The organism is Pseudalkalibacillus hwajinpoensis, assembly GCF_015234585.1.
GTDB lineage: Bacteria > Bacillota > Bacilli > Bacillales > Guptibacillaceae > Guptibacillus > Guptibacillus hwajinpoensis_B.
The window spans coordinates 17,069-43,843 of record NZ_JADFCM010000002.1; the positions used below are offsets into that span (position 1 = coordinate 17,069).

29 protein-coding genes and 1 pseudogene are annotated in these 26,775 nt (G+C 34.9%); 20 read left to right on the forward strand and 10 right to left on the reverse strand.

Features of this window, described 5'->3' with window-relative positions:
* Position 1 precedes the first annotated feature (1 nt).
* The 18 genes from merA to IQ283_RS08105 all read left to right on the forward strand — a co-directional run bounded on the left by merA (position 2) and on the right by IQ283_RS08105 (position 15,116).
* Positions 2–1,645, forward strand: a complete 1,644-nt coding sequence (gene merA / locus IQ283_RS08020) for a mercury(II) reductase (RefSeq protein WP_194219674.1) — start codon at positions 2–4, stop codon at positions 1,643–1,645.
* Between the two features lie 127 nt (positions 1,646–1,772).
* Positions 1,773–3,116 (forward strand): dihydrolipoyl dehydrogenase family protein, encoded by a 1,344-nt coding sequence (locus IQ283_RS08025; protein WP_194219675.1) that lies wholly within the window; start codon positions 1,773–1,775, stop codon positions 3,114–3,116.
* A 104-nt stretch (positions 3,117–3,220) separates the two neighbouring features.
* Positions 3,221–3,436 carry an SHOCT domain-containing protein gene (locus tag IQ283_RS08030; protein ID WP_194219676.1) on the forward strand — a complete coding sequence of 72 codons (216 nt, stop codon included), beginning with the start codon at positions 3,221–3,223 and terminating at the stop codon, positions 3,434–3,436.
* 432 nt (positions 3,437–3,868) lie between these two features.
* Complete coding sequence (locus IQ283_RS08035; RefSeq protein ID WP_194219677.1) at positions 3,869–4,600, forward strand: sulfite exporter TauE/SafE family protein; 732 nt, start codon at positions 3,869–3,871, stop codon at positions 4,598–4,600.
* Between the two features lie 80 nt (positions 4,601–4,680).
* The gene (gene lgt, locus IQ283_RS08040) at positions 4,681–5,490 is read left to right on the forward strand and encodes a prolipoprotein diacylglyceryl transferase (RefSeq protein ID WP_194219678.1); all 810 of its coding nucleotides are present in this window, start codon (positions 4,681–4,683) and stop codon (positions 5,488–5,490) included.
* A 242-nt stretch (positions 5,491–5,732) separates the two neighbouring features.
* Complete coding sequence (locus tag IQ283_RS08045) at positions 5,733–6,428, forward strand: response regulator transcription factor (RefSeq protein ID WP_194219679.1); 696 nt, start codon at positions 5,733–5,735, stop codon at positions 6,426–6,428.
* Positions 6,425–7,825, forward strand: coding sequence for a sensor histidine kinase (locus tag IQ283_RS08050; protein WP_194219680.1), 1,401 nt, complete (start codon positions 6,425–6,427; stop codon positions 7,823–7,825). The genes IQ283_RS08045 and IQ283_RS08050 overlap by 4 nt, the downstream gene beginning before the upstream one ends.
* The gene (locus tag IQ283_RS08055; RefSeq protein WP_194219681.1) at positions 7,812–8,027 is read left to right on the forward strand and encodes a hypothetical protein; all 216 of its coding nucleotides are present in this window, start codon (positions 7,812–7,814) and stop codon (positions 8,025–8,027) included. Before IQ283_RS08050 ends, IQ283_RS08055 begins: the two co-directional genes overlap by 14 nt.
* A 227-nt stretch (positions 8,028–8,254) precedes the next feature.
* Positions 8,255–9,196, forward strand: a complete 942-nt coding sequence (locus IQ283_RS08060; RefSeq protein WP_194219682.1) for a F510_1955 family glycosylhydrolase — start codon at positions 8,255–8,257, stop codon at positions 9,194–9,196.
* A gap of 438 nt (positions 9,197–9,634) precedes the next feature.
* Entirely contained in the window at positions 9,635–9,841 is a 207-nt protein-coding gene (locus tag IQ283_RS08065) for an SHOCT domain-containing protein (protein ID WP_194219683.1), read from the forward strand.
* 116 nt (positions 9,842–9,957) lie between these two features.
* Positions 9,958–10,281, forward strand: a complete 324-nt coding sequence (locus IQ283_RS08070; RefSeq protein ID WP_194219684.1) for a hypothetical protein — start codon at positions 9,958–9,960, stop codon at positions 10,279–10,281.
* Positions 10,282–10,356: 75 nt separating this feature from the next.
* The gene (locus tag IQ283_RS08075) at positions 10,357–10,989 is read left to right on the forward strand and encodes a class I SAM-dependent methyltransferase (protein ID WP_194219685.1); all 633 of its coding nucleotides are present in this window, start codon (positions 10,357–10,359) and stop codon (positions 10,987–10,989) included.
* Positions 10,990–11,000: 11 nt separating this feature from the next.
* Positions 11,001–12,929, forward strand: coding sequence for a copper resistance protein CopC (locus tag IQ283_RS08080; protein ID WP_194219686.1), 1,929 nt, complete (start codon positions 11,001–11,003; stop codon positions 12,927–12,929).
* 47 nt (positions 12,930–12,976) lie between these two features.
* Positions 12,977–13,576: a hypothetical protein gene (locus tag IQ283_RS08085; protein ID WP_206759439.1), complete on the forward strand. Its 600-nt coding sequence runs from the start codon at positions 12,977–12,979 to the stop codon at positions 13,574–13,576.
* Between the two features lie 186 nt (positions 13,577–13,762).
* On the forward strand, positions 13,763–13,987 hold the full coding sequence (locus tag IQ283_RS24370; protein ID WP_408962583.1) for a VTT domain-containing protein: 225 nt from the start codon (positions 13,763–13,765) through the stop codon (positions 13,985–13,987).
* Positions 13,900–14,304: a TVP38/TMEM64 family protein gene (locus IQ283_RS24375; protein WP_194219689.1), complete on the forward strand. Its 405-nt coding sequence runs from the start codon at positions 13,900–13,902 to the stop codon at positions 14,302–14,304. The genes IQ283_RS24370 and IQ283_RS24375 overlap by 88 nt, the downstream gene beginning before the upstream one ends.
* A gap of 92 nt (positions 14,305–14,396) precedes the next feature.
* Positions 14,397–14,672 carry a thioredoxin family protein gene (locus IQ283_RS08100; RefSeq protein ID WP_194219690.1) on the forward strand — a complete coding sequence of 92 codons (276 nt, stop codon included), beginning with the start codon at positions 14,397–14,399 and terminating at the stop codon, positions 14,670–14,672.
* Between the two features lie 30 nt (positions 14,673–14,702).
* Positions 14,703–15,116 (forward strand): MerR family transcriptional regulator, encoded by a 414-nt coding sequence (locus IQ283_RS08105; protein ID WP_194219691.1) that lies wholly within the window; start codon positions 14,703–14,705, stop codon positions 15,114–15,116.
* Between the two features lie 447 nt (positions 15,117–15,563).
* Here the strand turns inward: IQ283_RS08105 and IQ283_RS08110 are convergent.
* The 3 genes and pseudogenes from IQ283_RS08110 to IQ283_RS08120 form a co-directional block, all read right to left on the reverse strand.
* Positions 15,564–16,112 (reverse strand): annotated as a pseudogene (locus IQ283_RS08110) (flavodoxin family protein).
* On the reverse strand, positions 16,113–17,327 hold the full coding sequence (locus IQ283_RS08115) for an MFS transporter (protein WP_194219692.1): 1,215 nt from the start codon (positions 17,325–17,327) through the stop codon (positions 16,113–16,115).
* A gap of 159 nt (positions 17,328–17,486) precedes the next feature.
* Positions 17,487–18,380 carry a LysR family transcriptional regulator gene (locus IQ283_RS08120; RefSeq protein WP_194219693.1) on the reverse strand — a complete coding sequence of 298 codons (894 nt, stop codon included), beginning with the start codon at positions 18,378–18,380 and terminating at the stop codon, positions 17,487–17,489.
* A 920-nt stretch (positions 18,381–19,300) separates the two neighbouring features.
* Between IQ283_RS08120 and IQ283_RS08125 the strand changes: the two genes are divergently transcribed.
* Positions 19,301–19,933 carry an alpha/beta fold hydrolase gene (locus tag IQ283_RS08125; RefSeq protein ID WP_408962584.1) on the forward strand — a complete coding sequence of 211 codons (633 nt, stop codon included), beginning with the start codon at positions 19,301–19,303 and terminating at the stop codon, positions 19,931–19,933.
* Between the two features lie 419 nt (positions 19,934–20,352).
* On the opposite strand, the gene xerS is transcribed toward IQ283_RS08125, so the two are convergent.
* On the reverse strand, positions 20,353–21,447 hold the full coding sequence (xerS, locus tag IQ283_RS08130; RefSeq protein WP_194219695.1) for a tyrosine recombinase XerS: 1,095 nt from the start codon (positions 21,445–21,447) through the stop codon (positions 20,353–20,355).
* An 81-nt stretch (positions 21,448–21,528) separates the two neighbouring features.
* Positions 21,529–22,128 carry a hypothetical protein gene (locus IQ283_RS08135; RefSeq protein ID WP_194219696.1) on the reverse strand — a complete coding sequence of 200 codons (600 nt, stop codon included), beginning with the start codon at positions 22,126–22,128 and terminating at the stop codon, positions 21,529–21,531.
* A gap of 1,079 nt (positions 22,129–23,207) precedes the next feature.
* On the opposite strand from IQ283_RS08135, the gene IQ283_RS08140 reads away from it, so the two are divergent.
* On the forward strand, positions 23,208–23,363 hold the full coding sequence (locus IQ283_RS08140) for a hypothetical protein (RefSeq protein WP_194219697.1): 156 nt from the start codon (positions 23,208–23,210) through the stop codon (positions 23,361–23,363).
* A 168-nt stretch (positions 23,364–23,531) separates the two neighbouring features.
* Here IQ283_RS08140 and IQ283_RS08150 read toward each other — a convergent pair whose 3' ends face one another.
* From IQ283_RS08150 to IQ283_RS08170, 5 genes are all read right to left on the reverse strand, one after another.
* A complete protein-coding gene (locus IQ283_RS08150) occupies positions 23,532–24,698 on the reverse strand; it encodes a hypothetical protein (RefSeq protein WP_194219699.1) in 1,167 nt (388 codons plus the stop codon).
* 272 nt (positions 24,699–24,970) lie between these two features.
* On the reverse strand, positions 24,971–25,351 hold the full coding sequence (locus IQ283_RS08155) for a hypothetical protein (RefSeq protein WP_194219700.1): 381 nt from the start codon (positions 25,349–25,351) through the stop codon (positions 24,971–24,973).
* Positions 25,352–25,368: 17 nt separating this feature from the next.
* Positions 25,369–25,674, reverse strand: coding sequence for a hypothetical protein (locus tag IQ283_RS08160; protein WP_194219701.1), 306 nt, complete (start codon positions 25,672–25,674; stop codon positions 25,369–25,371).
* Positions 25,675–25,957: 283 nt separating this feature from the next.
* On the reverse strand, positions 25,958–26,227 hold the full coding sequence (locus IQ283_RS08165) for a hypothetical protein (RefSeq protein ID WP_194219702.1): 270 nt from the start codon (positions 26,225–26,227) through the stop codon (positions 25,958–25,960).
* 196 nt (positions 26,228–26,423) lie between these two features.
* Complete coding sequence (locus IQ283_RS08170; protein WP_194219703.1) at positions 26,424–26,753, reverse strand: hypothetical protein; 330 nt, start codon at positions 26,751–26,753, stop codon at positions 26,424–26,426.
* Between the last annotated feature and the right edge of the window lie 22 nt (positions 26,754–26,775).

Sequence of the window (26,775 nt, forward strand, 5' to 3'; positions counted from 1 at the left end):
AATGAATAAAACAGAGATAAAAATCGAAGGCATGACTTGTGATCACTGTGAACGTCATGTATTTAAAACACTAGATAGTCTTGGTGCTGAAGATATCAATGTCAGTTTTCGCAAAGGTATTGCTTTATTTCATCGCCCAGATTCTTTAAATCATGAAAAGATTAAGGAAGCTCTTGATAAAACGCCTTACAAAGCTGTTGATGTTCTTGATGTCAATACTACAGCAAGCAAATTAGTATCTTCTTCAGTAAAGGAGTACGACTTTGTTGTCATCGGATCTGGTGGCGCGGCTTTTTCTGCTGCGATTCAAGCGTCAGAAAATGGTTCAAGAGTGGCGATGGTCGAGAAAGGAACGATTGGAGGAACGTGTGTAAACATTGGTTGTGTTCCATCTAAGATGTTGATAAGAGCTGGTGAACTGAACAGCCATGCTCATCATAACCCTTTTAAAGGTTTAGCTCTTCAATCAACGAAGCCAGACATATCGCAACTTAAAGAACAAAAGGACGAACTTGTTCAGAAGTTACGTAAAGAGAAATACGAAGAACTTATTGAGGATTACGGATTTGATCTGATAAAAGGCGAAGCACGGTTTAAAAATGCACACACGATCGTTGTGAATAATCAAGAGCTAACCTCAAGGCATTTTCTGATTGCCACAGGAGCGTCACCTGCTGTACCTGATATACCAGGACTGAAAGAAAGTGACTATTTAACAAGCACCTCTGCTTTAAATTTGACAGAAGTTCCAAAGCATCTCGTCGTAATCGGTTCAGGGTATATTGCGCTTGAATTAGGTCAAATGCTTCATGATTTAGGATCAGAAGTGACATTAATGCAACGGAGTGACCGTCTCCTTAAAGATTATGATCCTGAAATCTCTCAAGCCATTGAAAAATCGCTCACGGAAAAAGGCATTCGCTTGATAAAAAATGTCGAGTACAACAAGGTTGTCCAAAATGGCAGTGAAAAGGAAGTTCATATTCGAGTGAACGGAAAAGATCAAGTTGTGTCTGCGGATCAACTATTAGTTGCGGTTGGTCGTGCTCCGAATACAACTGCAATTCAGCTCCAAGAAGCCGGTGTGAAGGTTGGTAAAGCTGGAGAAGTATTAGTCAATGACTTTTTAGAAACAAGTGTCCCTCACATATACGCAGCAGGAGACGTTACCTTAAGTCCTCAATTTGTATATGTTGCTGCCTATCAAGGAAATTTGGTAGCGAAGAATGTGACAGGGGCTCAAAAACGGAAACAAGACTTGACTACCGTTCCAGCAGTGACATTTACGTCTCCTTCTGTAGCATCTGTAGGTCTAACAGAACAACAAGCTAGAGAACAAGGATACAATGTGAAGAATTCTGTATTGCCATTAGAAGCTGTACCAAGAGCATTGGTCAATCATGAAACCACCGGTGTATTCAAACTCGTGATGAATGAGGACAATCAGCAAATTATCGGGGCACACGTTGTAGCAGAAAATGCAGGTGATGTCATTTATGCAGCTACCTTAGCCGTGAAATTCAAACTCACAGCTGAAGACCTTCAGGAAACAATGGCACCATACCTTACAATGGCTGAGGGATTAAAATTAGCTAGTTTAACCTTTGATAAAGACGTTTCCAAACTGTCTTGTTGTGCAGGCTAACCGTCATCCATGGATCCACCGTTAGTAAAACGGTGGGTTTTTTTTACACTGGAAAAGGTACATGGTTTGACTAGTTAGTGATAAGGAAATGGTTTTAATAGCGAGTTAAAATCAAGGAGGTACTTAGATGGAAACATACGATCTCATTGTAATTGGATCCGGTTCCGGAGGATCCATAACAGCAGCAAAGTGTAATAAAGCCGGTTGGAAAGTAGCGATGGTGGATGACCGCCCATTTGGGGGGACTTGTGCTTTGAGAGGCTGTGATCCTAAAAAAGTATTAGTTGGTGCGGCAGAATTATTGGATTGGAATAAAAGGATGCAAGAAAACGGAGTGCAATCAGAGCCCTCTATTGTTTGGAAAGATCTAATGAAGTTTAAAAAGAAATTTACGGATCATGTACCAGATAAAAAAGAAGACGCTTTAACTAAGAATAGAATTGATACCTATCATGAAAAAGCTTCATTTATTAGTGAGAACGAAGTCCAAGTGGGCGAGCACACGATAAAAGGGAATCGGATTTTAATGGCTTCAGGGGCAAAACCAACTCCTCTAAACATTAAAGGAGAGGACTATCTTACGTATAGTGACGAATTCTTAGAATTAGAAGAACTGCCAGAGAAAATTATCTTTGTAGGAGGCGGGTATATTTCATTTGAATTTGCTCATATTGCGGCAAGAGCTGGTTCTGAAGTTCATATCATCCACCGGGGAGAAAAGCCACTAGAGAATTTTGATGCGAATCTTGTTGACTTACTGATGAAAAAATCTATAGATATAGGCATAAAGGTTCATTTAGAAAGTTCTGTTGCATCTATTCGTAAAGAAAAGGATGGCTATATCGTTACATCAAAAAAAGGGGAAGACCCATATGAACTAAAAGGAAATCTAGTTGTTCACGGAGCTGGTCGAATCCCTTCATTAGATATGGATCTTGAAAATGGAAATGTTGAATACGATAAGCGTGGAGTTAAAGTAAATCATTATTTACAAAGTGTAAGTAATCCACATGTGTACGCAGCAGGTGATGTCGCTGCGACAGATGGATTACCGCTTACCCCAGTAGCAAGTTTGGAGTCTCATATTGTTGCCTCAAATTTACTAAAGGGAAATCATAAAGAAATTGATTATCCTGTTATGCCTTCCGTTGTGTTTACTGTTCCTAAAATTGCCTCTGTGGGTCTTAGTGAAGAAAAAGCAAAGGAGATGAATCCTGATATTAAGGTTGTTCAAAAGGAGATATCGAATTGGTTTACATATAAACGAACCAATGAATCTCATGCAGCCATTAAACTGTTAATTGACGAAGAAAAGGATTTAATCATGGGTGCTCATCTTATTAGCAATGAAGCAGATGATCTTATTAATCACATTGCGACAGCTATTCAATTCAAGTTGCCAACAAAAAAATTAAAGCAAATGATTTATGCTTATCCAACGACTGCTTCAGATATAGGTCATATGTTGTAATGAGTGTAATAAATAGTTAGAATTTTGAAAAACAAATTCTAAAAACGGTTTTGAAATACCTTCTTAGGTGTAATTCATTATTATTTACAATGGAGTTGAAAAATATGATGAACGGAAATGGAATGGGTGGAGGATTTATGGGATTTGGATTTTTTGGAATTCTAATTCTAGTGTTGATTATTTTGATGGTCGTCTGGATGAAGAAACCAGGTAATAATGGTAACCATAACAAATCTGTGGAGACTCTTAATGAACGTTTAGCAAAAGGTGAGATTTCAGAGGAAGAGTATGATCGTTTAAGAAAGAGATTAAATCAATAATATTCATTATTAAGGTTTGATTTGAAAGTACTACTCCAATTTATGTATGGAAGACCAAGAATTACCTATTGATAAGGGAAACTTCTCATATAGAGGGCGTTGTACGAGCATAGAAAGCTTCTAGATGTTGCTTTCTATGCTTTTTTTGGACTGAATTAAAGATAGATGATTGTTATAGGTGAAAATCATCTAAGAGCCAATCGATAAGGTGATTGATGGTAATCCACTACTTGTTTTTAATCACGTAAAACGTAGAAAGTTATTCTTCAAAAAAATAGAAACCTCACAAAATCTACACATACATTTATTATCCTTAAAAAAGGGGAGTTTCTTAAAGAATTAACTCTATGGGCTTATAAAATAAAATAAATGGTTCATAATTTCTGGTTAACATATTTAATTCATACATATTTTTTAAAAGGAGTTATGAAAATGTATGACGTTTTTAATTCTATCAGTCAGCTTGTAAGTGGTCCTCTTACAAATATAGCTTACCAAACAAATTCAATTCCGCTCTTATCTGCTTTTGTGTTAGGTGTTCTTGGCGCTACAGCTCCATGTCAGTTTACAGGTAATATAGGCGCAATAACATTTTATGGTAATCGATCTTTTCAGAAAGGCATTTTATGGGGAGAAGTATTCTTTTTTATTTTGGGTAAGGTAGTAGTATTTTCAAGTCTGGGACTCATTGTCTGGACTCTCGGTCAAGAATATCAACATACCCTTGTCAAAATATTACCGTGGGCGAGAAAATTTTTTGGGCCGATGGTTGTGTTGATTGGTCTTTACCTTTTAGGTGCTTTTAAGATGAAATGGAGCTTAAAGCTCGGAAAGGTCCCTGAAAAGTTTTTAAAGAAAGGTAGATGGGGAGCGTTTCTTATGGGCGGAAGTTTTTCACTTGGATTTTGTCCAACAATGTTCTCCTTATTCTTTCTTTTGCTAATGCCACTTGTTTTATCAAGTTCATATGGAGTCATATTACCAGCTACTTTTGCTATAGGAACTTCGTTGCCGTTTCTTTTTGCAATGTTTTTAATTTGGTATTTTGGGTTAAGTGGAGCTCTGTTAAAGAAGGGTAGGAAACTTGGAGCTACCCTACAACAAATAGCAGGAGTAGCTCTCATCATAATTGGAATATTGGATGGTGTCACTTACTGGTTATAATTTAAGACATCAATAAGGTTCAAATAATAAATATTACATGAAATTAGTTACGATTAACTTGAAAAAGGAAGTGAAAAGGAGTGAATTCTATCCAACCCTTAAATCGAATTGCAATTGAACTAGGTCCCTTAACTGTTTATTGGTATGGATTGATTATTGCAAGTGGTGCGATCTTAGGTCTAGCATTCGTTTTAAAAGATGCAAGACGTACAGGTATTGATAAAGATTTATTTATCGATCTGATTTTGTATGCTGTGCCGATCTCTATATTATCTGCAAGAATCTATTACGTCCTATTCAGCTGGGACTATTATAAAGAAAACCTGGGGGATATTATTGCGATTTGGGAAGGCGGCATTGCAATCCACGGTGCATTAATTGGTGCAGTCTTAACGGCAGTAGTGTTCGCAAGAAAGAGAAAGGTTTCTTTCTGGAAGATAGCAGATGTAGCAGCACCTGGAATATTAATTGGTCAAGCCATTGGGCGATGGGGAAACTTCATGAATCAAGAAGCACATGGAGGGGAAGTTTCAAGAACCTTCCTTGAAGGACTGGGATTACCAACTTGGATTGTGAACCAAATGTTAATCGACGGAACGTATTATCATCCTACTTTTTTATATGAATCCATTTGGAATATTGTGGGAATGATCGTTTTATTACTGATTCGGAATAGGGTGGGCTTGAGACGAGGAGAGCTTTTTCTTAGTTATGTCATTTGGTATTCATTCGGTAGATTTTTTATTGAAGGAATGCGAACAGATAGCTTAATGTTGACTTCTTCAATTAGAATGGCACAAGCCATATCGATAGTCCTTATAATAGGCAGTTTCTTTTTCATTTACTATCGTAGGAAATATGTCAAACCATTACCAGTGTACGGAGATTGACTTTTAATAATGGAATCAGTCTTATATTTGCGATGACTATGGGTATGATCAAACTATTTGGTTAAATTATTAAAAGCATTCCATTTATGTGATGTATAACAGAAATGGCTTTTGTTAAACAATCCATCTGGATGGAGAATTTAAAAGTTTATTTGTATATGGGTCACATATACAAATAATTAAAATTTCACGAATTCCGCACAATAGATATAATTTAATCGAATAAAAAATGAGGGATTAGTATGAAAAAAATTCTCGTTATCGATGACGAGTGGAATATGAGAAATTTAATTAAGATATACCTTACAAGGGAAAAAATGAAAATCGATGAAGCAGGAGACGGTACTGTGGGAGTCGATATGGCTTCCCAATCTTCCTATGACCTGGTCATTTTAGATATTATGATGCCAGATATTGATGGATGGGAGGTCTGTTACAAGATTCGAGAATTTCAAAATGTCCCAATCCTGATGCTGACAGCCCGAACCGATATAACTGATCGTGTTCGTGGCTTGAATTTGGGTGCAGATGACTATTTAACTAAACCGTTTGCTCCTGAGGAATTGGTGGCACGTGTAAATGCACTATTAAGACGCCATGAAATTGGTCAATCATCTTCTACTCCGTATTTTATACAAGGAGGGTTATCCGTTGATAGTGTTAGTAGAGAGGTTAAGGTTAACGAGCAATTAGTTGAGTTCACTCGGAAAGAGTTTGAATTGTTTCATCTTTTAGTTTGTCAACCAAACCAAGTGTATACAAGAGAGATATTGTTGAATCAAATTGGATCATTAGATGATTTTCATGATTTACGCACGGTCGATACACATGTGAAAAATATACGCGAGAAACTTCGGAAATCAGGTCTGCCATTTAATCCAATTAAAACAATCTGGGGAGTAGGATATAAATTTAATAAAGCAGAGGACCGTTCATGAAGTGGGATAAAATCGTTTTAAAGCTTGGTGGCATCATTATGATCTTATTTTTAGTCGTATTGTTACCATTAGGTTTTGTAGTTAACCAAATATTTTCTGGATTTTATTTTAATGAAATTCAAGAGGAAACTGAAGTTTTATCCCAACGTTACGCCAGAACAATTAAATCAATAGAAAACCCGATGACGCATTCGATGTTTGAGTCTCTTGCAGATTTAACGAATAAAGAAGTCATCATTCTAAATAAGGAAAAGAAAGAGGTAACGAATTCGGGTGTAAGTGGATTTGCTATTTCTGAGGGAGAATTTAACGAATTATTATCCGGTAATCCGATTACAAAGCAAATTGAAGAAATTCCTAATAAACATAAATTTTATGTTTCAGGTCACCCAATTAGCACATCTGGTGATTTTATAGGTGCTGTCTTTGTCCTTACGTCAGTAGATGGTATTTATGATTCTATCTCGAAGGTCAGGAACTTTCTCATTTTATCTGGATTTGGGGCACTATTCCTTGCTCTTGGATTTACATTTATGATTTCAAGAAAAATGTCTGCTCCTCTTTTAAAGATGGAGAAAGCAACAAGGCAATTAACCAGAGGAAATCTAGATGTACGTTTGGAGGTATCTTCAAGGGATGAAATTGGATCGTTATCTCAAGCGATCAATGATCTAGCTCAGGAATTAAATCGTTATCGAACAAATAGAAGAGAGTTCTTCGCTGATATCTCTCACGAATTGCGAACTCCAATTTCATATCTACAGGGATATGCACAGGTATTACGAGAGGGTTACTACCAGAATAATGATGAAAAACAACAGTATCTAAAAATTATTCAAGATGAATCGAATCGACTAACTCAATTGATTAATGACGTATTTGAACTATCTAAAATGGAAGAAGCTCGTATTGATCTCAATTTTGACTATGTAAATATAAGTGAAATAGCTGAGCAAGCACTTTCAAAGGTACAAAGAGAAGCTCAGATTAAAGGATTAAATACTTCCCTTAGGGTAACCAATCATTTACCTCTGATAAAGGCTGATTCAGTAAGAATGGAACAAATATTTATTAATTTACTAAGCAATGCGATACGTTATTCAAATGAAGGGTTGATCAAGGTGGAAATAGTATTTAACCATAAATACCTAAAAGTAGATATTGCAGATAACGGGATCGGTATTCCTAAGGAAGAACTTCCATACATCTTTGAGAGATTTCATCGTGTTGAAAAATCACGCTCAAGGGATTTTGGAGGAACGGGATTAGGATTAGCTATAGTGAAGCAATTAGTTGAGCTTCAAAACGGTTCCATTACTGTTGACAGTCAAATTGGGAATGGAACACGTTTTACATTGTCTTTTCCTATAGAGGAGGAGAACTATGAGAAAATTTGAATGGTTAATAGCCATCATATTAATAGTTGCTGGATTAATCTGTCTAACTATTTCCGGGACAGCTATATTGGGTCCCGAATCGATAAATTCATATTTATTAACGCTGATCCAACTCTGTTTTTGGATGGGAATTCCCATAATTGTAGTAGGGATTTTATATTTTATTCTTTTATCGAAAAAGAAGAAAGGAAAAAATGAATGAAAAGACTGTACCATATAGTTGCTCTCATGACTTTCTTATTAATAAGCCAATTTCCTGTTAGCGTGTTTGCTCATGGGACTGAGGAAGACCAAACGAGCTTGGCCTTACAAAAAGGTTTAACATACACTCTGGTGATATCATTTATTTTATGTGTGTTATTTTATACGTTATTTTGGTTATCTCAAAAAAAAATAAAGCAAATCAACCATAAGAAAAAAGAGGAAAGGATGCAGAGAGACAAATTTCGAAGGGTAGCAAAAGTATACAAGTGGTTAAGTATTTTCTTTTTAGCAACATTTCTGATTACGGGGGCATTAACGCTATTCAACCGTCAATCTTTTGAAAACACGGTAGAATTTCAACATATTCATGGATTGGGGTACACAAATAATGGAGAAGAACTATATGTACCTGCCCACGATGGACTAAGGATCTTTTCCCATGACGAATGGGGAATCCCTGAGGGAGAAAAACATGACTATATGGGATTTTCAATAACTGATGAGGGCTTTTACAGCAGCGGTCATCCCTCGCCTTCATCCAATATGAAGAACCCCTTTGGAATTGTAAAGAGCGATAATATGGGGAGAAATCTTGAAAGGCTAGATTTATATGGTGAAATTGACTTCCATAGCATGACGGCTGGATATTATTCGCATGTTATTTATGTTCAGAACCCTGAACCAAACTCACGAATGGAAGAGACAGGTCTATATTACACATTAGATGATACTAAAACTTGGGAGAAAAGTCAGATGAATGGAGTAAGTGGTCAACCAGCAGCTATGGCTGTACATCCAACTCTGGAGAACATTATAGTTATTAGTACAAATGAAGGGGTGTTTTTATCGGAAGACTATGGAAATACTTTTGAAATATTAATGGATATTGCAGCTACTTCTTTAGCTCTTACTGAAGGAGGTGACTTATTCGTAGGGACTATTACGGAGGAAGCTTCTTTAATTAAGGTAAATATTAATTCAGGAGAAGAATCGGCCCTCCCTATACCTGGACTAAGTGAAGGGGATGCGATTTCATATGTTGCAATAAACCCGCAAGATTCAAATGAAATTGTATTTACTACTTTCCAGAAAGATCTTTTTCTTACTAGGGAAAATGGTAAGCATTGGGAACAAATAGTGACAAAGGGAGTGGCCACTTCTAACTAATATAAAACAGTAACGTCAACTAATAATGGCCAAAAGTTTTGAGACTAAAGATTTTTTTAAATTTGGTCACGAGTGATGATTCATCTTCGACTTTGAGTGAATAAATTAAGATCTGTGTACACTACCACGTACATTGATGAAAGTGATTAGTGGGAAAAAATCTTTGAGTTCGATGAGCATTTAGTTGATTTGCTATTGATACCCTGTATTTATATCTAAGTGCCATAGGGGAGCGTAGTTACTGTGTGTGAAGATAGTAAAGGATAAATGTATGGTCATAAATTGAAAATTGAACAAACAAAACAAGGGTCAGATTTAATGACATGATGCCTCAAGGTAGTGTCTATAGAATATGGAAGCAATACCGAAATGAGAATTAAATCCTATATGTGACTTGTGTTCGTGTCGTTTCATAACACCAATTAAGGAGTGGAAAATATGATGATGGGTTGGGGTGTAATTAGCATGCTTTTATGGATAGTTATTCTAGGTTTTATCATATATGGAATCACAGTACTAGTTAGAAAGCCTTTTGATAAAAAGGAAGATCATTCTCTCCAAATATTAAAGGATCGTTTAGCTAAAGGTGAAATAGATGAAAAAGAATACAATGATAAAAGGGCCATTTTAAAGAGTAGAGATTAAATTATTAATGAGTGCTTTATGTCGGTTGTAAGAAATAACATACTGTTACCCATCTTCACAAATTCAACAAATTTAAAGAGTAGACTTAGGATTATCAAATAAAAGGAGTGAAGATGATGAGACTAAAAAAAGGATCATTTATATTTTCTTTTGCACTAGCCGCACTTTTAGTAGTCGGACAAGCTGCATTTGCAGAAGGAGCTGAGAATAATGGAGTGGGTTTCTCAGCAAATGGCAATAACATGATGGGGAATATGGATGGAAACGGTATGATGAACATGATGAATGGTAACGGTATGACGAAAATGATGGAAAATGGAAACATGTCTAGCATGATGAATGCTATGAATTCTCCTCAGGGAGAGAAAATGATAGAGGCTTGTGGTGACTTTATGGAATCTCAAGAAGGCAACGTTGAAAAAAGTAATACTTCAAAGTAATACACGATTTTGTTAAGGCCTCGTTTAGAGGCCTTAACTATTTTTGTGAGGATTAACAGTTGGGAGCGATGAGTTATGAAGAATTGGGGTCCAATGCTATACGATTGTGCTATGGCTCCTTTAGAGAATGTTAGGTTTAGGAAAATTAGAGAAACTCTAATCAATAGGGCAAAAGGAAGAGTGTTAGAAGTTGGGTCTGGAACTGGAGTGAATTTCCCACTTTATCATAAAGTAACAAGAGTAGATGCAATTGAACCGAATCCCTCGATGAAGAAACGAGCTATAAAAAGGTTGAATCAATCAAAAGTTCCTATACACATGACAAATGGCAATGCTGAGATATTACCTTATGAAAATAACACGTTTGATACTGCTGTAGCGACACTTGTTTTCTGCACCATTCCGAACCCTCAAAAAGCGATTGATGAAATTCAACGTGTTTGTAGACCTAATTCTTCCATACTGCTATTTGAACATGTCAAAATGAATCAATCATTGTTGGGGAAAACACAAGATATTTTGACCCCAGTATGGAAGCGAGTTTGTGATGGATGTCATCTAAATCGCAATACGTTGGAATTACTGAAAGCATCCAATATAGAAGTTGTGAGAGTAGAATCTTACTATAAGGGCCTTTTTTTGGTCATAGAAGGTGTGAATAGAAAAGATACTGATAGCAATCGTAAGAATGGTCATGAACAATTATGAGAAGTGTTCCAGTGAGTCACAGGATAAAACTTATTAAAGTAGTACCTTTGTTTGTAATAGCATTATTCTTACTTATTGTTGATTCATCCATAGTGGATGCACACTCTTCGTTAGAAAAAACGTCTCCCAAAAATGGAGAGGTATTGGAAGTATCACCTTCAGTAATAGAGATTACGTTTCAAGATCCTGTTATTTTACATTCAGAATCGGTTAAGATCATTGATGGAACCGGATCCGAGGTTCAAATAAAAGAAACTAAACTTAGCTCACAAGATGCTGGAAATATCAATGTTTCTTTAGAAAGTAAACTAGAGCCTGGAAAATATATTGTCAGGATAAACGTCTTAGCATTAGATGGATATTCGATTAAAGAAGAATTCAATTTTTTAATCCAGAAAAGGGCTTCAGTAGAAGAAGACATGGAATTCAAACTAATAAGATCAAGTATTAGAGATGGGGAAATCATTAAAGGGTCCCCAGACCAATTGGAATTATGGTTTAATCATCCTGCAGAAGTGTCCGCATTCGGACTTTTTAATGACCAACAAGAAGTAATTAAAACGAAAATTCCAATGGCTAATTCCGAAGATCCTTCCCATATCATTATTCCATTTTCAGAAGAACTTGATCAAGGAACATACCAGGTAACCTGGTATGCCTCTCCGTCTGAAGTAGACAAGCAGATATTCTCTAACAATAAACAGGGCGTTTTTTATTTTGCAGTCGATGAGTTTTCTTCCTTAAGTCAAGGCACAGGATTAGTAGATAGAGGCCTCATATGGTCAATCCTTGATTTTACTTTTGAATTAAAACAAATAGCATATTGGTTCATTTTTATTGGTTTATCACTGTTATTCGGCTTTAACTGGTTTCATACTATGGTGACTAAAAATCAGTTTTGGCATTATCAGTCCTTAACGTTAAATATCTTCCTTTTTATAGTTAGTGCTTTAGGTATCACATTAATGGTAATTTATCAAAGGACAGAGTTACCTGAGTTATCCTTAGTCGAATTCATTCAACTAAAGTTCACTTGGATTCCTATTGTTCAATTTCTTTTACTTTCTCTTGGTTTTTTAATCAAAAAGATAAGACTATTATTATTTGGACTAACATTATTAATGTTGCCATTTGTCATCGGACATGCCTCTTATCCAAGATATGGTGGTTATGTAACAATGGCTATTTCCTATCTTCATGTGCTATCCGTTGCAATTTGGATGGGAGGTCTTTTGGCATTATTGTTAAAACCTAAAAGCATTAAAAATATAGAATGGATAAAAACTGCTGGAGTGCCCTTTACAAAATGGGCTTTATTAAGTGTCGGAGTGATCATCTTTTCAGGAATCGCGATGACTTTTCAATTTCTTCCTTCTTTTTCTTTAGGGAGTCTATTCGTAAGTGAGTGGGGGAGAGCTCTTGTTATAAAAACAATATTATTTATTATCCTAGTAGTGATAGGATATGTTCAGCGAAAAACGATCCTGAATCTAAATTCAAAATTTGATCATTCTTTCTTTGTAAAAATAAGAGCTGAGTTGTTTTTTGGCATTATTGTTTTCCTTTTTGCAGCAACGTTAGTTGCAACAAATCCTGGTGTCGCTGAGCAAGGGGTCTATCTTGAGAAGAATGTTAAAGAAGACTTAGCTCTCGATGTAAAAGTTACTCCGTTTCATGTTGGACAAAATACAATTACCTTACAGTTCGAAGAGGATTTAACTATTCGCAACGTTTCTGTTGTTCTTAGTATGCCTCCTAACTGGAAAGTAGAAAGAAAAGCGTTTGAAGTTGATGACAGAACTTATAAGCTAACAGGTAATTTACTACACGCACCAGGGACGTTAAAGATGAACGTTTCGGTTGAGTTGACAAACGGAAAGGAAATTCAAATTCCTTATAGAATTGTAGTTCCGGGTGAAACACGCTTTAATGAGTCATGATTTGAATAAATGAGGTCTTAAAAGACCCAGAAACGAGGTCATAAAAATTGAATACCATTCACCATGGATTTTGGACATACTTTGTTTTTCGAAAAAAAAAGAACTTAGTGAAATGGTTTGTGTTAGGTGCTGTTGGGCCAGATGTGATTTATTTCATTATGTTCTTCTTCCTTGCCATTGAAAAGGGAATTCTGAACATTCAATTATTTGCAGATGTATTTCAGTTAGTCATGTCTGGATTCGAAATGGAATCATCTAGTAAATCGGTGAATCAATTGCACGATTTTATTCTTGAAATGTTCAATAATCCAGTAGTAGATATGCTCCGAAAAACGGGACACTCACTCATTATCTGGGGAATTGTATACGGTGTGGTTGTATGGAGAAAAGGTCTAAAGTTAACCTGGTTACATGCGCTGTTATTTGGATGGGTAGGTCATATTATTACAGATTTACTGACCCATGTGACAGATGCTACACCGATTTTCTATCCAATCAGTGACGTTGTGATAAAAGGTCCCGTTTCTTATTGGAATCCTAACTACTACGGAAAGGAATTTCAAACCATTAATACGATATTGATAATCGTCGCCACCGTCTACATGGTTTATGACTTTATAAAGTACAAAAGAAGAAATAAAAAATAAGTTTCTTTTTTAACGAAAAGAATAAACAAATCTTTAAAATAAGGAAGTGATTGTATAATACATATTCGTTCCGTTGTTGTGGTAGGACTCGTGGTTTTCTTTTTGATGGTATGGATGGTTCCATCATTTAGAGAGATAATTCCCATTCTCTTTTCAACTGATGCCGTTGAAAGTCTTAAAACTTACATGAGATCATTAGGCTTTTGGGGTCCACTTTTCGCTATCTTTTTAATGGTTTTACACAGCGTCGTTTTTGTTCCTTCAGAAATCATTTTGTTTGCAAATATCTATATTTATGGTTTTGCATTAGGACTCCTATATACTTGGATTGGCTCAATGCTTGGTGCCTATTTATCTTTTTATTTAGCTCGTTTATTTGGAAAGCCATTAGTAGAAAATTTGTTTCCATAGAAAAGCACGAAAAGTTTGATCGGTGGTTTCAAAAGAATGGAACGTTCGGTTTGTTTATATTACGTTTAATTCCTTTATTTTCATTTAATTTACTCAATTACGGGGCAGGATTAGTATCCATTACTTTTTGGCAGTTCACGTGGTCTACAGCTTTGGGAATCATTCCGCCGATGATGGTGATGGGCTGGTTGTATATAAACTCGCTACAAACGAATTGGGGGCTCATCATTTTATTCGTTTTGATCGTTAGTATCGTTTTAATTAAAATTTATAAGAAAAGTTCATTGGCGAAATACAGCAGAAGAAGTAGGGGCTAACCCTTGTTCAATATGATTTTAAATTAACCTCTTGACCTTGTAGTTTAGTATAAGGTTTATACTTATGGTAAATCTACTGGAGGTGTTATGAAATGGGAAAAAGAAATGTAGAGGTTTTTATTGCAGGCTGTCCAATGTGTGATGAAACCGTAACTTTGGTGAAAGAGTTAAGCTGTGATCAATGTTCTATTTCTTACTATAATTTAAATGAAACAAGTAAAGAGAAAGCAGGTCTGGAAAAAGCAAAAGAATATGGGATTACTCGAGTTCCAGCAGTAGTGGTTGATGGAAAGCTTTTAGATTGTTGTCAGCAGCAACAACGCATAACTCGTGAAGTACTGGAGAAAGCAGGAATTGGTCAGGGCTAAGACTGTTAATTATTTAAGGGAGTGATTCTTTTGCGTGATGGCCTATTAATTGGAGATTTAAGTAAGAAATTTAATATTACTACTCAATCAATAAGGTACTATGAACGAATAGGCTTAATTAATCCTCCAAAGCGAACAGAGTCAAAGTATCGTATCTATTCTAATGAGGACGAAAGTAAGCTCCGCTTTATTTTACAGGCAAAGCAATTCGGTCTATCATTAGATGATATTAAGGAGTTAATCAATCTTAGTTCCAATAATATACGTCCGTGCGAACATCTGAAAAGCTTACTGGAACGCTATATTCGAGATGTAATTAACCGTATCCAGAAGCTTGAAGATTTCAGGTCCCAACTAATTGACCGATATGAGCAGTTAGAAGTCGTTGTAAATCATAATGAAGGTAATATATGCAAGATAATAGAAAGTGAATCACTGAAATAATCTAACAACCCGTTACTAATCATCACGTAACGGGTTGTTAATTGAGCACATTTAAAAGGAAAACAAAAAAATAATTAGATTGCTTTGAACAAAAGTTAGACTTGTTACAGAAAAATAAATAATATATATCACATTGAAGGTAATGCATTATTGTATGTATCTATGTGTATTATCTTGAATCCGAGTCTTCTGTAAACTCGGAGCTTATCTGGAATAGTGAAAATACTATTGTTCTTCGTCATGATCTTCATCTATAGAAATTATCTATACAGAACTAATGCAAAATTAGAAACTTCTCGATATACAGGATATTGTTGAGTCACATGTATATCGAGGAGTTTTATTATACAAAAGCATAGTGTCGTTTCATACATAGTTAGATTGCCAAACACATATTGTGAATATACTTGTTTTTCGTAGAAGTTGATTAAAATATTTCACAAATGTTCACTGGGTTTCAAGCGAGGTTTTATTAATTGTTTTCGCATACTGGATTGATTTCTCATCCTGTATTATCTCTGAAGGTTTTACACCTTCTCCTAAAATATAGTCTTTAAATGTAAAATTCATGAATTCACAAATATATTCAAATTGTTGGATGAGTGGTAAACCTTTAATTCTAGGTTCATCGCTTCCTACCGCAATTAAATAGACTTGTTTATTGGACATCACCTCTTTAAAATTTGAGAACCTATCGTCTCTCGCTGTTTGAGACCAGCGATCTATGTAGGTTTTCATAATACTAGACATTCCATACCAGTAGATAGGAGTAGCAAAAATTAATACGTCAGCATCCATCATGGGAAGAACAATTTGCTCATAGTCATCCCTTACTTTTGTGAATCCACTTTCGTCGTGTCTTTGATCCACGATAGGGGCAATTTAAAAATACTTTAAGAATATTCGTTGAACGGGTAGGTTTTTTATTACTTGTTCGGTTAAGACTTCCGTATTGCCATGCTCGCGAGTGCTTCCGTACAAAACTACAATTTTCAATTAAACCACCTCGTAGTTTATTTTTGGTACTTCTTTATGAAACCTTTTAGATACAAAGACTTGAAGACTTAGACCGATAAGCATAAGTCCTCCCATACAGACAAAGCCAATAGATGGAGAAAAAGTATCTATCAGTAACCCTAATCCACTTGCTAACAAGGCTTGAAAGAGTAGAGCAATTCCCATCCAGACGGAGAGAGTTCTACCCATTAATCGTTTTGGAACAACCTCCATGAGGATCGTATTCATGATGATCCTTAAAGACGAATTGGAAAGTCCAATTATAAAACTCCCTAGATAAATGAAAAGTACAATTCTGTTTGCTGCTAATCCAAGTAGTGTGACAATAGCTAAAATAAAGATGATACCTACAGCTTTATTTTCGGATATCTTCTTAGCAAAAGGAGCAGCTAAAAAACCTGATAACAATCCTCCGATTCCATAACTCATATCTGAAAATCCAAAAACCACTGAATCTGCTCTAAGAGTATCGTTTACATATCCAGGTAGGACTACATTGTAGATCATGGTTGAAATAAGAGGAACAATAGAGACAATGCCTAACAAAAAGGTTAATTTATGAGTATTCAAATACTGCAAACCTTTTGTGAAAGAGGTAAAGGGTCCTTCCTCATGATGTTCTAAGTTAATAGAATGATATTTAACAAATATCATTAATAGATAGCTACATACAAACATCAGCGCATTGATGAATAAAATAGCTTCGAATCCGATAAATTTATAAATGAATCCAGATGCAGCTCCGGCCATAAACATGCCGACCTGCAAACTGATCTCAATTAGCGAATTCCCTTTAGAGAGTTCCTTTTCCGTTAGTAATTCTTGGATCAAACTTCTTGATGCTGACATATAGATACTCCATCCAATCCCGTTGACAATAGCAAATGCATATATGTAATGAATGGAGAATCCGTCTTTAATAAATAGTGCAGTTAATATCCCGATTAATACGGCTCTTACAATAAAAGTTCCTTGGATGACATTTTTCCGGTTAAACTTATCGGTAATGATCCCTGTCAATGGAGAGACTAAAAATCCCGCAACGACATTTAGAGTCAGCATCACTCCAACAGCTGTAGCCGACCCAGTTTTGTCTAGTAAATACCAATTTGCTCCGATCGTACTCATTCCTACTCCGAAACCTGACACGATATCAGCAAGAAAAAACATAATAAACGACTTCTTGAATACCATTCCTTCACCTCATTAAGTTATATGTTATTTCAAATGCTAAACGAAGGATCAGAATCAGTAAAACAGATTATAATGATTAAACCAATCGGATATTTTGATTAAGAGAACAGTTGGAAAAAAGGATGTTAGCCATGGGTGGTTAACATCCTTTTCTATAAACTATGAGGTTTGCAGAATTTTTCGTGTTAAATCAATGAAGGCTTCTAATGGTATGGTCATAAACTTATCTTTGTGCCAAGCGATTTGAGTATAGAAGACAGGTGTATCAGCAGTCCAATACATTTCTTTTATGCTTCCTTCTTGAATATCTTTTTCTACTACCATTTCAGGGAGAATGGCTACTCCTAGACCAGCTATTACACATTGCTTAATCGCTTCAATGCTAACAAACTCAAATTTATTAGTAGGGTGCACATCAGCCTCTATGAGCGATTTCTCTAAAATGGTTCGGTAAGAGCAGCCGGTTTCAGTCAAAAGAAGCGTTTCATCTTCGAGATCCTTTGGAGTAATTTCATTTTTACTATGTAATGGGTGATCGGGTGCTGCGACTAATTTCATATTGTCTTGCAGAAGAGTCTCTACATTTAACGGATCCTTTGGCTTGGATACATCCATGATGAAAGCAATATCTAAAGTCCCATCCATTAATTTTTCTTTGGCCAAATCATCCGAATGTGCAGGTTTAAATATTAGTTTGACTTGAGGAAACTGATCTTTGAATGCTTTCAATATTGTAGGCAGTCGATAGGTGCATTGACTCTCTTGTGCACCGATCACTAAGGTGCCAGAAGGCTCTTCCAACCCTCTGGTCACCTGCTGTGCTTCTTCTGTTAAAGCTAATATTTGATCAGCGTATTTCTTAAACTGGCGGCCAGTCTCTGTTAAGTAGAGTCTTTTTCCTAAGCGTTCAAATAACGGAGAATCTAATTCATTTTCTAAAGCTTTAATTTGGGCAGTCACACTCGATTGAGCAAACTTTAGGATTTTGGCTGTCTTTGTGAAATTTAAGTATTCAGCAGCAGTTTTGAATGTGATTAACTGTTTCGTTTCCATAAAGGCCTCCTGGCATTCAATAAATCGATTGATTCAATGAATATTATCGTCTGTCATGATCTATGGAGTGAGTATAAAATAGATTACATCTTATCACAATAATCAGATTCGCCGTTAAAGCTTAGAGAGTCTGGTGACAATGAAATCCATTCTAAAGTTGTGGAATAATGTAAATATTTTCAATGGGGACAACCTTTATTTTACGCTGATAAAATTGAGATAGAAAGACTAATTCTAATTAAGGAGATTTTGACGGTGGTATTTTACATAGAACTCATTTGGTTAACTATGGAATTAACCAATCATTCATTGTTAATGTTTTTCAGAACTGTGTTAACGAGTAATACTACCTGAATTACTATCTAAATCGAAGTTAAAAGAAGTAAATGCGCTTTTAGATTCTTTACAACGAGGCGTTTCGATACTAGTTCCTGTCCATTGGTCTCATCCTTAAGTTCTTTTCGGAGATTCAATTATTTAGTTTAGCTTTGCTATTGATGATACTTGCTGTTACTTTTCAACTTACGGTTCAGTATCACCATTTCAACCATCTTATAGAGGGACCACAAACAATAAGCACACTCCAAGATATAAAGCATAGCTTGAACTTCCTTAAAGGTCATCGTGACATAAATTTTATTATTATAGCCCAAGTACTAAGCTTTTGATCAATGCAGGTCTATTGAGGGTTGGTTTACCGATTCATCTTGAAGGTTCCTCGAATGATAGTCTCGTTACTTATCTGTAATAAGATAGGCTCCCTTTAATGTGAATAAAAGATTGAGTTGTTCGCACTAGTTTGAAATAATTGGTATTAAAGCAATGGAAATTAGCATTCAAAAATCAGGGAAAGAAATTGGGGGATTTAATATTGGAAAAGATATATATGCTTCACGGTTTTATGGGAACTGGCAAGTTGCATTTTAAAGAACAAATTTCTCATTGGTAAGCAATATGTAGTTGATGCAGTGGATCTACCAGGTCACGGTGAAAATGAATGTTCTAGTCAAGAAGAGTATTTTAAAGATACTTTAGAATGGTTAATTCAGTATTTAGAAGCAAATGGTGAAGGCTATTTAATAGGCTTGTCATTAGGAGCTTCGCTAGCCATACATACTGCAATGGAAAAACCTAACTTAGTTAAAGGAATTATGCTGACTGGCTATTCTCCTTTTATTCCTAAAGAACTTGAAGGAATAATGGAGAATCAGTATAATCATTTTCTAAATATTGATAACAATGATAAAGAGACAGCCTCATATTTCGAAGCTGTTCACGGTAGTAAATGGAACAAAACATTAAGAACTGTCCTTCATTCGATGACCTTTAAATATCCAACTGTAACAAATGTAGGATTATCCTCTTTAAAAGTACCTACACTGCTATTAAATGGTGATCAAGAACAGCACGAGGTTAAGGCTACTTCATATGTAAAGAGTGAAAATCCAAATCTAAATGTCGGGCTTATTCCAAATGCCGGGCACACTGCTAATATTGATAAACCAGCTTTGTATAATTACATCATTGAAGAATTTATTAGTGGGGTAAAATGATCCTCTATTATCTCGAAGCGATTGTTGAATAGCTTAGTGGAAACTCAAATGAGTTTCCACTATTTTAGTTCCATTATCAACAATAGCTTAAAATTAATAGAATAAATGCTACTTATTATCTTTTTTCCTCATTTATTTATACTTAACTTTTCCAGTAATATTCGCGCATCCATTAATTCCTTGCTCTTGTATCCTGGTACTCTTTCCTCTACCTGGTTTATTAGGTCATTTATTTGGTTAATATCCTGGTGAACTTTAGATTCTGAATTTCCCTTAAGTAAATCAACCAGTTTAATGTATAGCTTCTTTGAAGTTTTAAAGGCGCTTATTTCCTGTATTGAAAGAAGCCATAACAGAAAATGTCATGAAAATAGGGGTATTGAACTCGGTTTGTCCTACCATATATATTCCTCCTGTCACTAATTTTCTTGTCGATCCACCATTTCAATCGCATCTTTAATCTCGGTGTTAAACACATGAGTATAAATCATAGTAGTCTCGATTGATTCATGCCCTAATATTTTTTTAAGTTGAGCGATGTTATTAGTTTCCTGGTAGAATCGCGTGGCAAAAGAATGTCTTAGACCGTGAGCTTTAATTTTTGGCTTACCAAAAGCTTTAGAATATTTTTCAATCATTAACTGCATAGCTCGTTTGGTCATGGGTGATCCTTCTTTGGTTTGTTGGAGAGTTAGAAACAAATAATCTTGCTTCTTAGTTGCCTTATATCTTGATTTTCTAACTCTTAAATACTCACATAGGTCATTAGATGCAATGCTAGAGAAGCTAACGATACGCTCTTTTTCACCTTTTCTTATTACTTCTACATTTCCGTCCACCATATTTAGATTTGAAAGAGTAATATTTGCAACCTCATTAATTCTTAAACCAGAACTAAGTATGAGGGATATGATCGCGGTGTCCCGCTCTTTGTTTTGCTTATATCTTCTTAATGCAAGCTTATTAGTAATATTATTCTCATATCCACCAGCGACATAAGCTCTAAAATCGTCTATTTCATCACGGAGTAAGATCTTGCTGCTAATTTGTTGGGCTAGAGTTTCTTTATCAAGCTTCAGATCCTCCAGCTCAATTTTTGCCATGACATTACGGTAGAGGAGGGGGTTAAGATTTTCATCTTCAGCGATATTTCCTAAGTAGTAGAAGAGTGACTTTAGTGCTGAAAGCTTTCTGTTTATGGTAGCTTTTTTATTTATCTTCTTTTTTTCTTCCTCATTTTTTATAGAAAGAAAGTACAAGAAATCTTCTTCTATATCATCGACCCTAAGCTTTTCAAGAGCAGAGAGGGGGATTTTATCAATAGAAATCCATTTGTTATCATTAAATGCTAGCAACCATTTGAAAAAAATTTCAAAATCAAGTGAATAACCACGGAGGGTAGAAGGCGATAACTTACGCTCTTTATATCTAATGAATTTTTGAACATAGTAAGGCAACGCTCTCATGTGATTATGTAGATATTCTCGATCGCGTTCTGAAGTTGTTTTGTGCATAGAAGACCCTCCGTATAATAAATGTGTCGATTATTGTCGAAATAACTTCATAAAAATCATTCTATATGAAGTGAAATAACATCATTTTGTAATCTTAGAATAAAACGAATTATAATAGCTATTACTTAGTATTGGAACTGCAAGTATTAGAACGAGATAACCTATTCTACCTTGAAAGTCTGGTGCAACAAAGGCGGCAGTAACAAGAACAGTTGAGGAATAAAATAATATGAAATTAAGTATCTTATGATATCTTTCAGTTCCTATATTTAACTGGCGTAGTTTGATATTGATTGGAAAAACTATTAAGGTACTTAAAAAGAAATAAATTAAAATAGTATAATAAAATTCATTAACCAGCTCATTACTTATAGTAAGAAGGACAATAGATAGTATTAAATAAGCTAGAGCTGCTATGCTAGTAAATAGAATATTGATATGTGCATCTAAAATATTCAATAAAATTTTCTCTTTAAAAAGAATACTTCCTATAAATAAGATGATTAAAATAATTGCACCAATTCCTATGTGATATTGCGTAATAGTAATATCTACAAAAGGAATGTAAATTGTTTTAACTTTGGTCTTTAAAAAATAAATTACCAATAATGCGGTGATTATAGAAGCACTAAAAGAGACCGCTATTTTTCCAAAAGTTAACTTGTTTTTTTGGGTAGTCAATGTACCACCTCCTAAATATCTATTAACATTATATCAAACTTATGTTCTTGTTCCTTCATTAAACTTCACCAAATTCATATTTTATGAAGTTATTTGATGTAAGAACATACATGTTTATCGATGCACATAAAAGTATAAAATCTATATTATATAACTTCTACCTCATTGTATCATTTTAATAATTACATAGTAGAAATGATTTTTAATATATACAATGAGTTGCGTTTAGAGTTTTGTTGCAATTTACATCCTTAGTTTATACTTTGGTGCAAATGAAAATTATACAAAAGTATATACTGACATCAAGATTTACTCAGCCTGTTGTATAATTCAAAAGACTTTTCTGGTAGTTGTGCCCGGCTCTCGGAAGATTGATAGCATTCTAAAAACCGCGCCTTTGATTCTTCTTGAAATTTCCGCACCATAACAAAATGTTCTCTACAATAAAGATTCGAATGCCTCAAGTGGTCTGGATCTATCCAGTCATATAATCTCCCCACTGCATCGATATCCTTCCCCACTACCTTTCCACAATAGTGACATGACTCTCCAGGTACTCTCATCACTTCAATATCTTTCATTTAACCATTCACCTCACCAAATTATTTTATACAATGCTATGGTAGGTAAGTTAAACTAGTTTTATTAATAATCTTCATAATGCTTAACCATCCTATATAATGTAATTTATCATTTAAATCGATTAATCGAAGTTCTTTGGGTTTGAAATCAATATAGTGTATGTACCCCTCAATGAGGCATATTTGACCCTTAGAATTTTTGTATGTTATTTCTAACTTCTCTACATTTTCCATTGCTGAATATACTTTTGAAAGTATGTTGTATTCAGGATTTACCTTTTGTATCATACAGTTTACCGCCCTCCATATTCACTCTTCAATCACATCATACCGAACTGGAGTTCCCTTTTCAAGAGATTGAAATTTTGTGTTCGGCGAAAACCTCTCCTTTTTTTACGACTTTTTCACATTATTAGTATCAAATCATAGTACATATTTAAAAGGCACGTGTTTTTTTATAAAAAGTGGGCATTAATTGATTTAGTAGGAGGGAGAAGTATGGGTGACTTAATAAACTTTAACTCAAAGGGAAAAGCATTAAAGCTAGAAGGTAGAGATGAACGTTTAGCAAAGCGTACAAAGGAATTTAAAAGTCGAGCTGAAAAATTAAAGAAACAACGTAAGGATCTGTTAGATGGTTTAAAGAAACACTAAAAAAAGCCACCAGTTAGACCGGTGACTTTTCTTTAGTATTATTATGGATGTCTCGTTTAATTTCCTCAACGCGTGATCTCAAAGCTTTTAACTTCTCATCAGTCTTCCTTCGTCGGTCGGCATTAATCTCTGATTGAGTCTTGAATACGATTATTCCATTTTTTTCGCTCATTTATTAGCCGCCTCCTTTGGAAATAATTGATTATCTTGTGATAATAAGCAGAGAGCATGAATCAATCTATATATCTCTCTTGACTCAATTATATCATCGTTTATTAAAAGATGATAGCTTTTCAAATCACTCTTATCAAAATGAAAATTGAATACCCATCGTTTCCCATAGTCCATTTTCATTTGATAAGATACGATTGAATGATTTGAATAAGGATCATTCACAAAAGGAGTTTTTAGATCTTCATTTATAACCTTAAGTACGCCCCACTCACTATATCTCTTAGAATCTAAAGGGATTTTTTCTGGAGAAATACCAGTAGTACCTACGTCTTCTATTCGTCGCATTACTTCCCCATCTTTTTCGTATAAGGTAAACCCAGATACCAGGTTCAAATCTTTAGTAGAGAATAACTTGTTTTTGATACGGTAAAGTAAAATGTTGATATCTTTAATCAACTGTATCACATAAACTGCACCCTCCATTAATTGATCTCTATCATCAATTAATTCATCAATCACTGCCTCATAGCCATCTGTCAGTTCTCTAACCGATTGTTCAGTTTGATTTAACTTATCCTCTAATATACCAACTTGCTTCTTGTAATCGACTCTTTCATTTTGGAGATAATTGTCCAAGCGCGTATCCACTGTAGTAATAAGCGAATCGAAATTCTCTCCTCTTTGCAAAATCGCATCGAGATAATCATAAAGGCCCTTAAAGTAAAAATCGTTCTTATCATCAAGAAAAGCAGCTCTAAAAAGTTGATATTCTTGATTTCTAAATTTCCTATAAGCCCCAGTGTGAAAATGACCACTATCAAACTGAAGTATTTTTCTATAATAGAAAAATAGTGTAAATAGATAACCCAATAAGTAACCGATCACAATATCCAAGGATGTATGAATGCCAGGTATATTAAGATAAATAGGCACCGTTGCTGCACTTAAAATAGGGATCAATGATAGATTAAATAAGCTTTTCACTCCAGTACTTACCGACTTAATTTTAGGTATGTCTCGAATCGGACTAAGTAACAACCAAATTATCCAATTCGAATATTTCTCGTCAATATAACTGTTTTTAAGTTGCTCTATCGGGCGATCAAACACATAACTAAGGGCAAGCAACCTACTATGATAATACTTATCTTCCTGCGCCAATTACGTACACCTCCGCTTTTTTAATGCCATTTAATTAACTTGTTTCTTTAACTACCTGGTGCTCCCTCCTAACGTTTACAAACAAAAAACGATCTAGGAGACGACTTTTAACCATACTTGAATAAAGTATAGAGTATCGTCGATCCAAAGATCGCTAGTTTGATAAATATTCAGCTAATCTCTAAAGAGATTGCAAAAACAAAATATAAGTAAAAAGCTATACACCCTCATTGTATCTCTTTTTACTTAGGTTTGGTATACTTCAAAAGCTATTATTTAGTGAGACGTTGTTTTTCTTCAATTTGATGGATAACCGCTCTTAAAACCGTTAGTTTTGATGCCACGGTATATTCATCAGTATCTGCTTGAGGGTTATAAGTGCTTTCTAAATCTTCATACAAATCGTACCAACCTTCATATCCATAACTATCTGCAAGATATAATAAAATTCGGTCCATATATCTTTCAAACAAAGTACCGTCTTCGTTACAGGCGTGTTTTACGTCTATCGTGGAAATAAGTTTTTCAATAGCATTTACGATTAACTCAGTATCGTTATCTGCCTTCCCTTTTACTTGAATATCTAGTTCTATATTATCCTCGGATGGTAAACCTGTTGTAATTCTAGTATTGAGAACCTGTTTATTAGTCATCTAAATTCATCTCCTAATTAATATTTGTCTTTGTTGCCCCTCTGTTCAATTAGAGGAGCCTTTGATCCGGTGATGTTATGTATGGTTGATCGAGGCTTAAATGATGATCCAGTGCTCTTTAAGGGGTATTTACGCACAGCTTTTATTGAATCACCTTCGTACCTGGGTATATCCTTCATTAATTTCAAAATATCACTTTTTAATCTTCTGATTTCTCTTAATGCTTCTGGGCTAGTAAGACATTCTTCAGCTAACGATAGATGCACATGTACACCTTCAAGCTCTACAATGGCATTCTCTCCTGTTTCATTATAATGACTCATTAACACGCTCCTTTCATAGTTGGCATTATGTATTTGTATATCTATTGTAAAACAAAGGATTTGAAAATGGATACAAAAATGGGAATTTTATCTCTTTTACAATAAAAAAGCTGAGAGCTCACCCATTTAGCCCTCATCATAAAGTCATTATTTAGTAATATTATAGTTCATGAGCTCTTTAGCTTGTCTAAGAAGGCTAGAAGCTTATTCTTCATCTTTAACGATGAATTCTGGCAAAGTCTCTTTTGAAAAGATGCGGATCATCCTCCTTTCGATTAATGATTTATTTTGATCGAGCGATTTTTTCAAATCCTAATATGATGCATAGCGGAAACGTTAGTATGACAAATATCCATATGAGAGCTCTTGTATCACCTATTGATGGACCAGCCATAAGATCGCTGTTGCTTGGACGGCTAAAGTCTTTCAATGTGAAGTAAAAGGTGATGAGATCTGTCTGGTAAATATAGCTGATACTGGCACCCAAAATGAATAAGACCGTGATAAACAAAAAGAAGATACTCATTAAGAATTTTTTCTTTTCTTTATTCATAGTCAACCTCCTTAGCGGATAGTTTACCATTGTCAGTCAACTTTCCACTACAAGCAGCAACTCACTCTTGGCGATTTTTAAGATTGATTGTTTATCCAAGCATATGACCTCCTTTTAATAGTTGAAATAATTAAGAATGCCCCCACTCTTTCTATTATCGTGAGATAGAGTGAGGGCAATACAAAGTACGGAGAAGTTATGATATTTTGTTCCAAATGTATCTCTCCATAAAAGCAGTGTTGCTATCATTTAAATTTCTTGTTTTTCTTTTTTTAGCCTTCATCATTTTCTTTTCATTTTCTACAGTACATTTAAGGCATTGGCGGGCAATAGCGCCTTTGGTAAGGTCATTTGGATTTAGCGTAGCAAAAAAGTTTCCCTTCTCTTTCATTTCCTTTCTACACGTAGGGCAAATGTGGTTATGACTTTCTAAGTATTCATAGGATACCTCTTTTCCGTTTACCTTTAAAAAGAATGTCCAATAAGCTATTTCCCTTTTAGTGTTAATATCATTTTCCTTAATCAAGTTAGTTTCCTCCTATTAAACA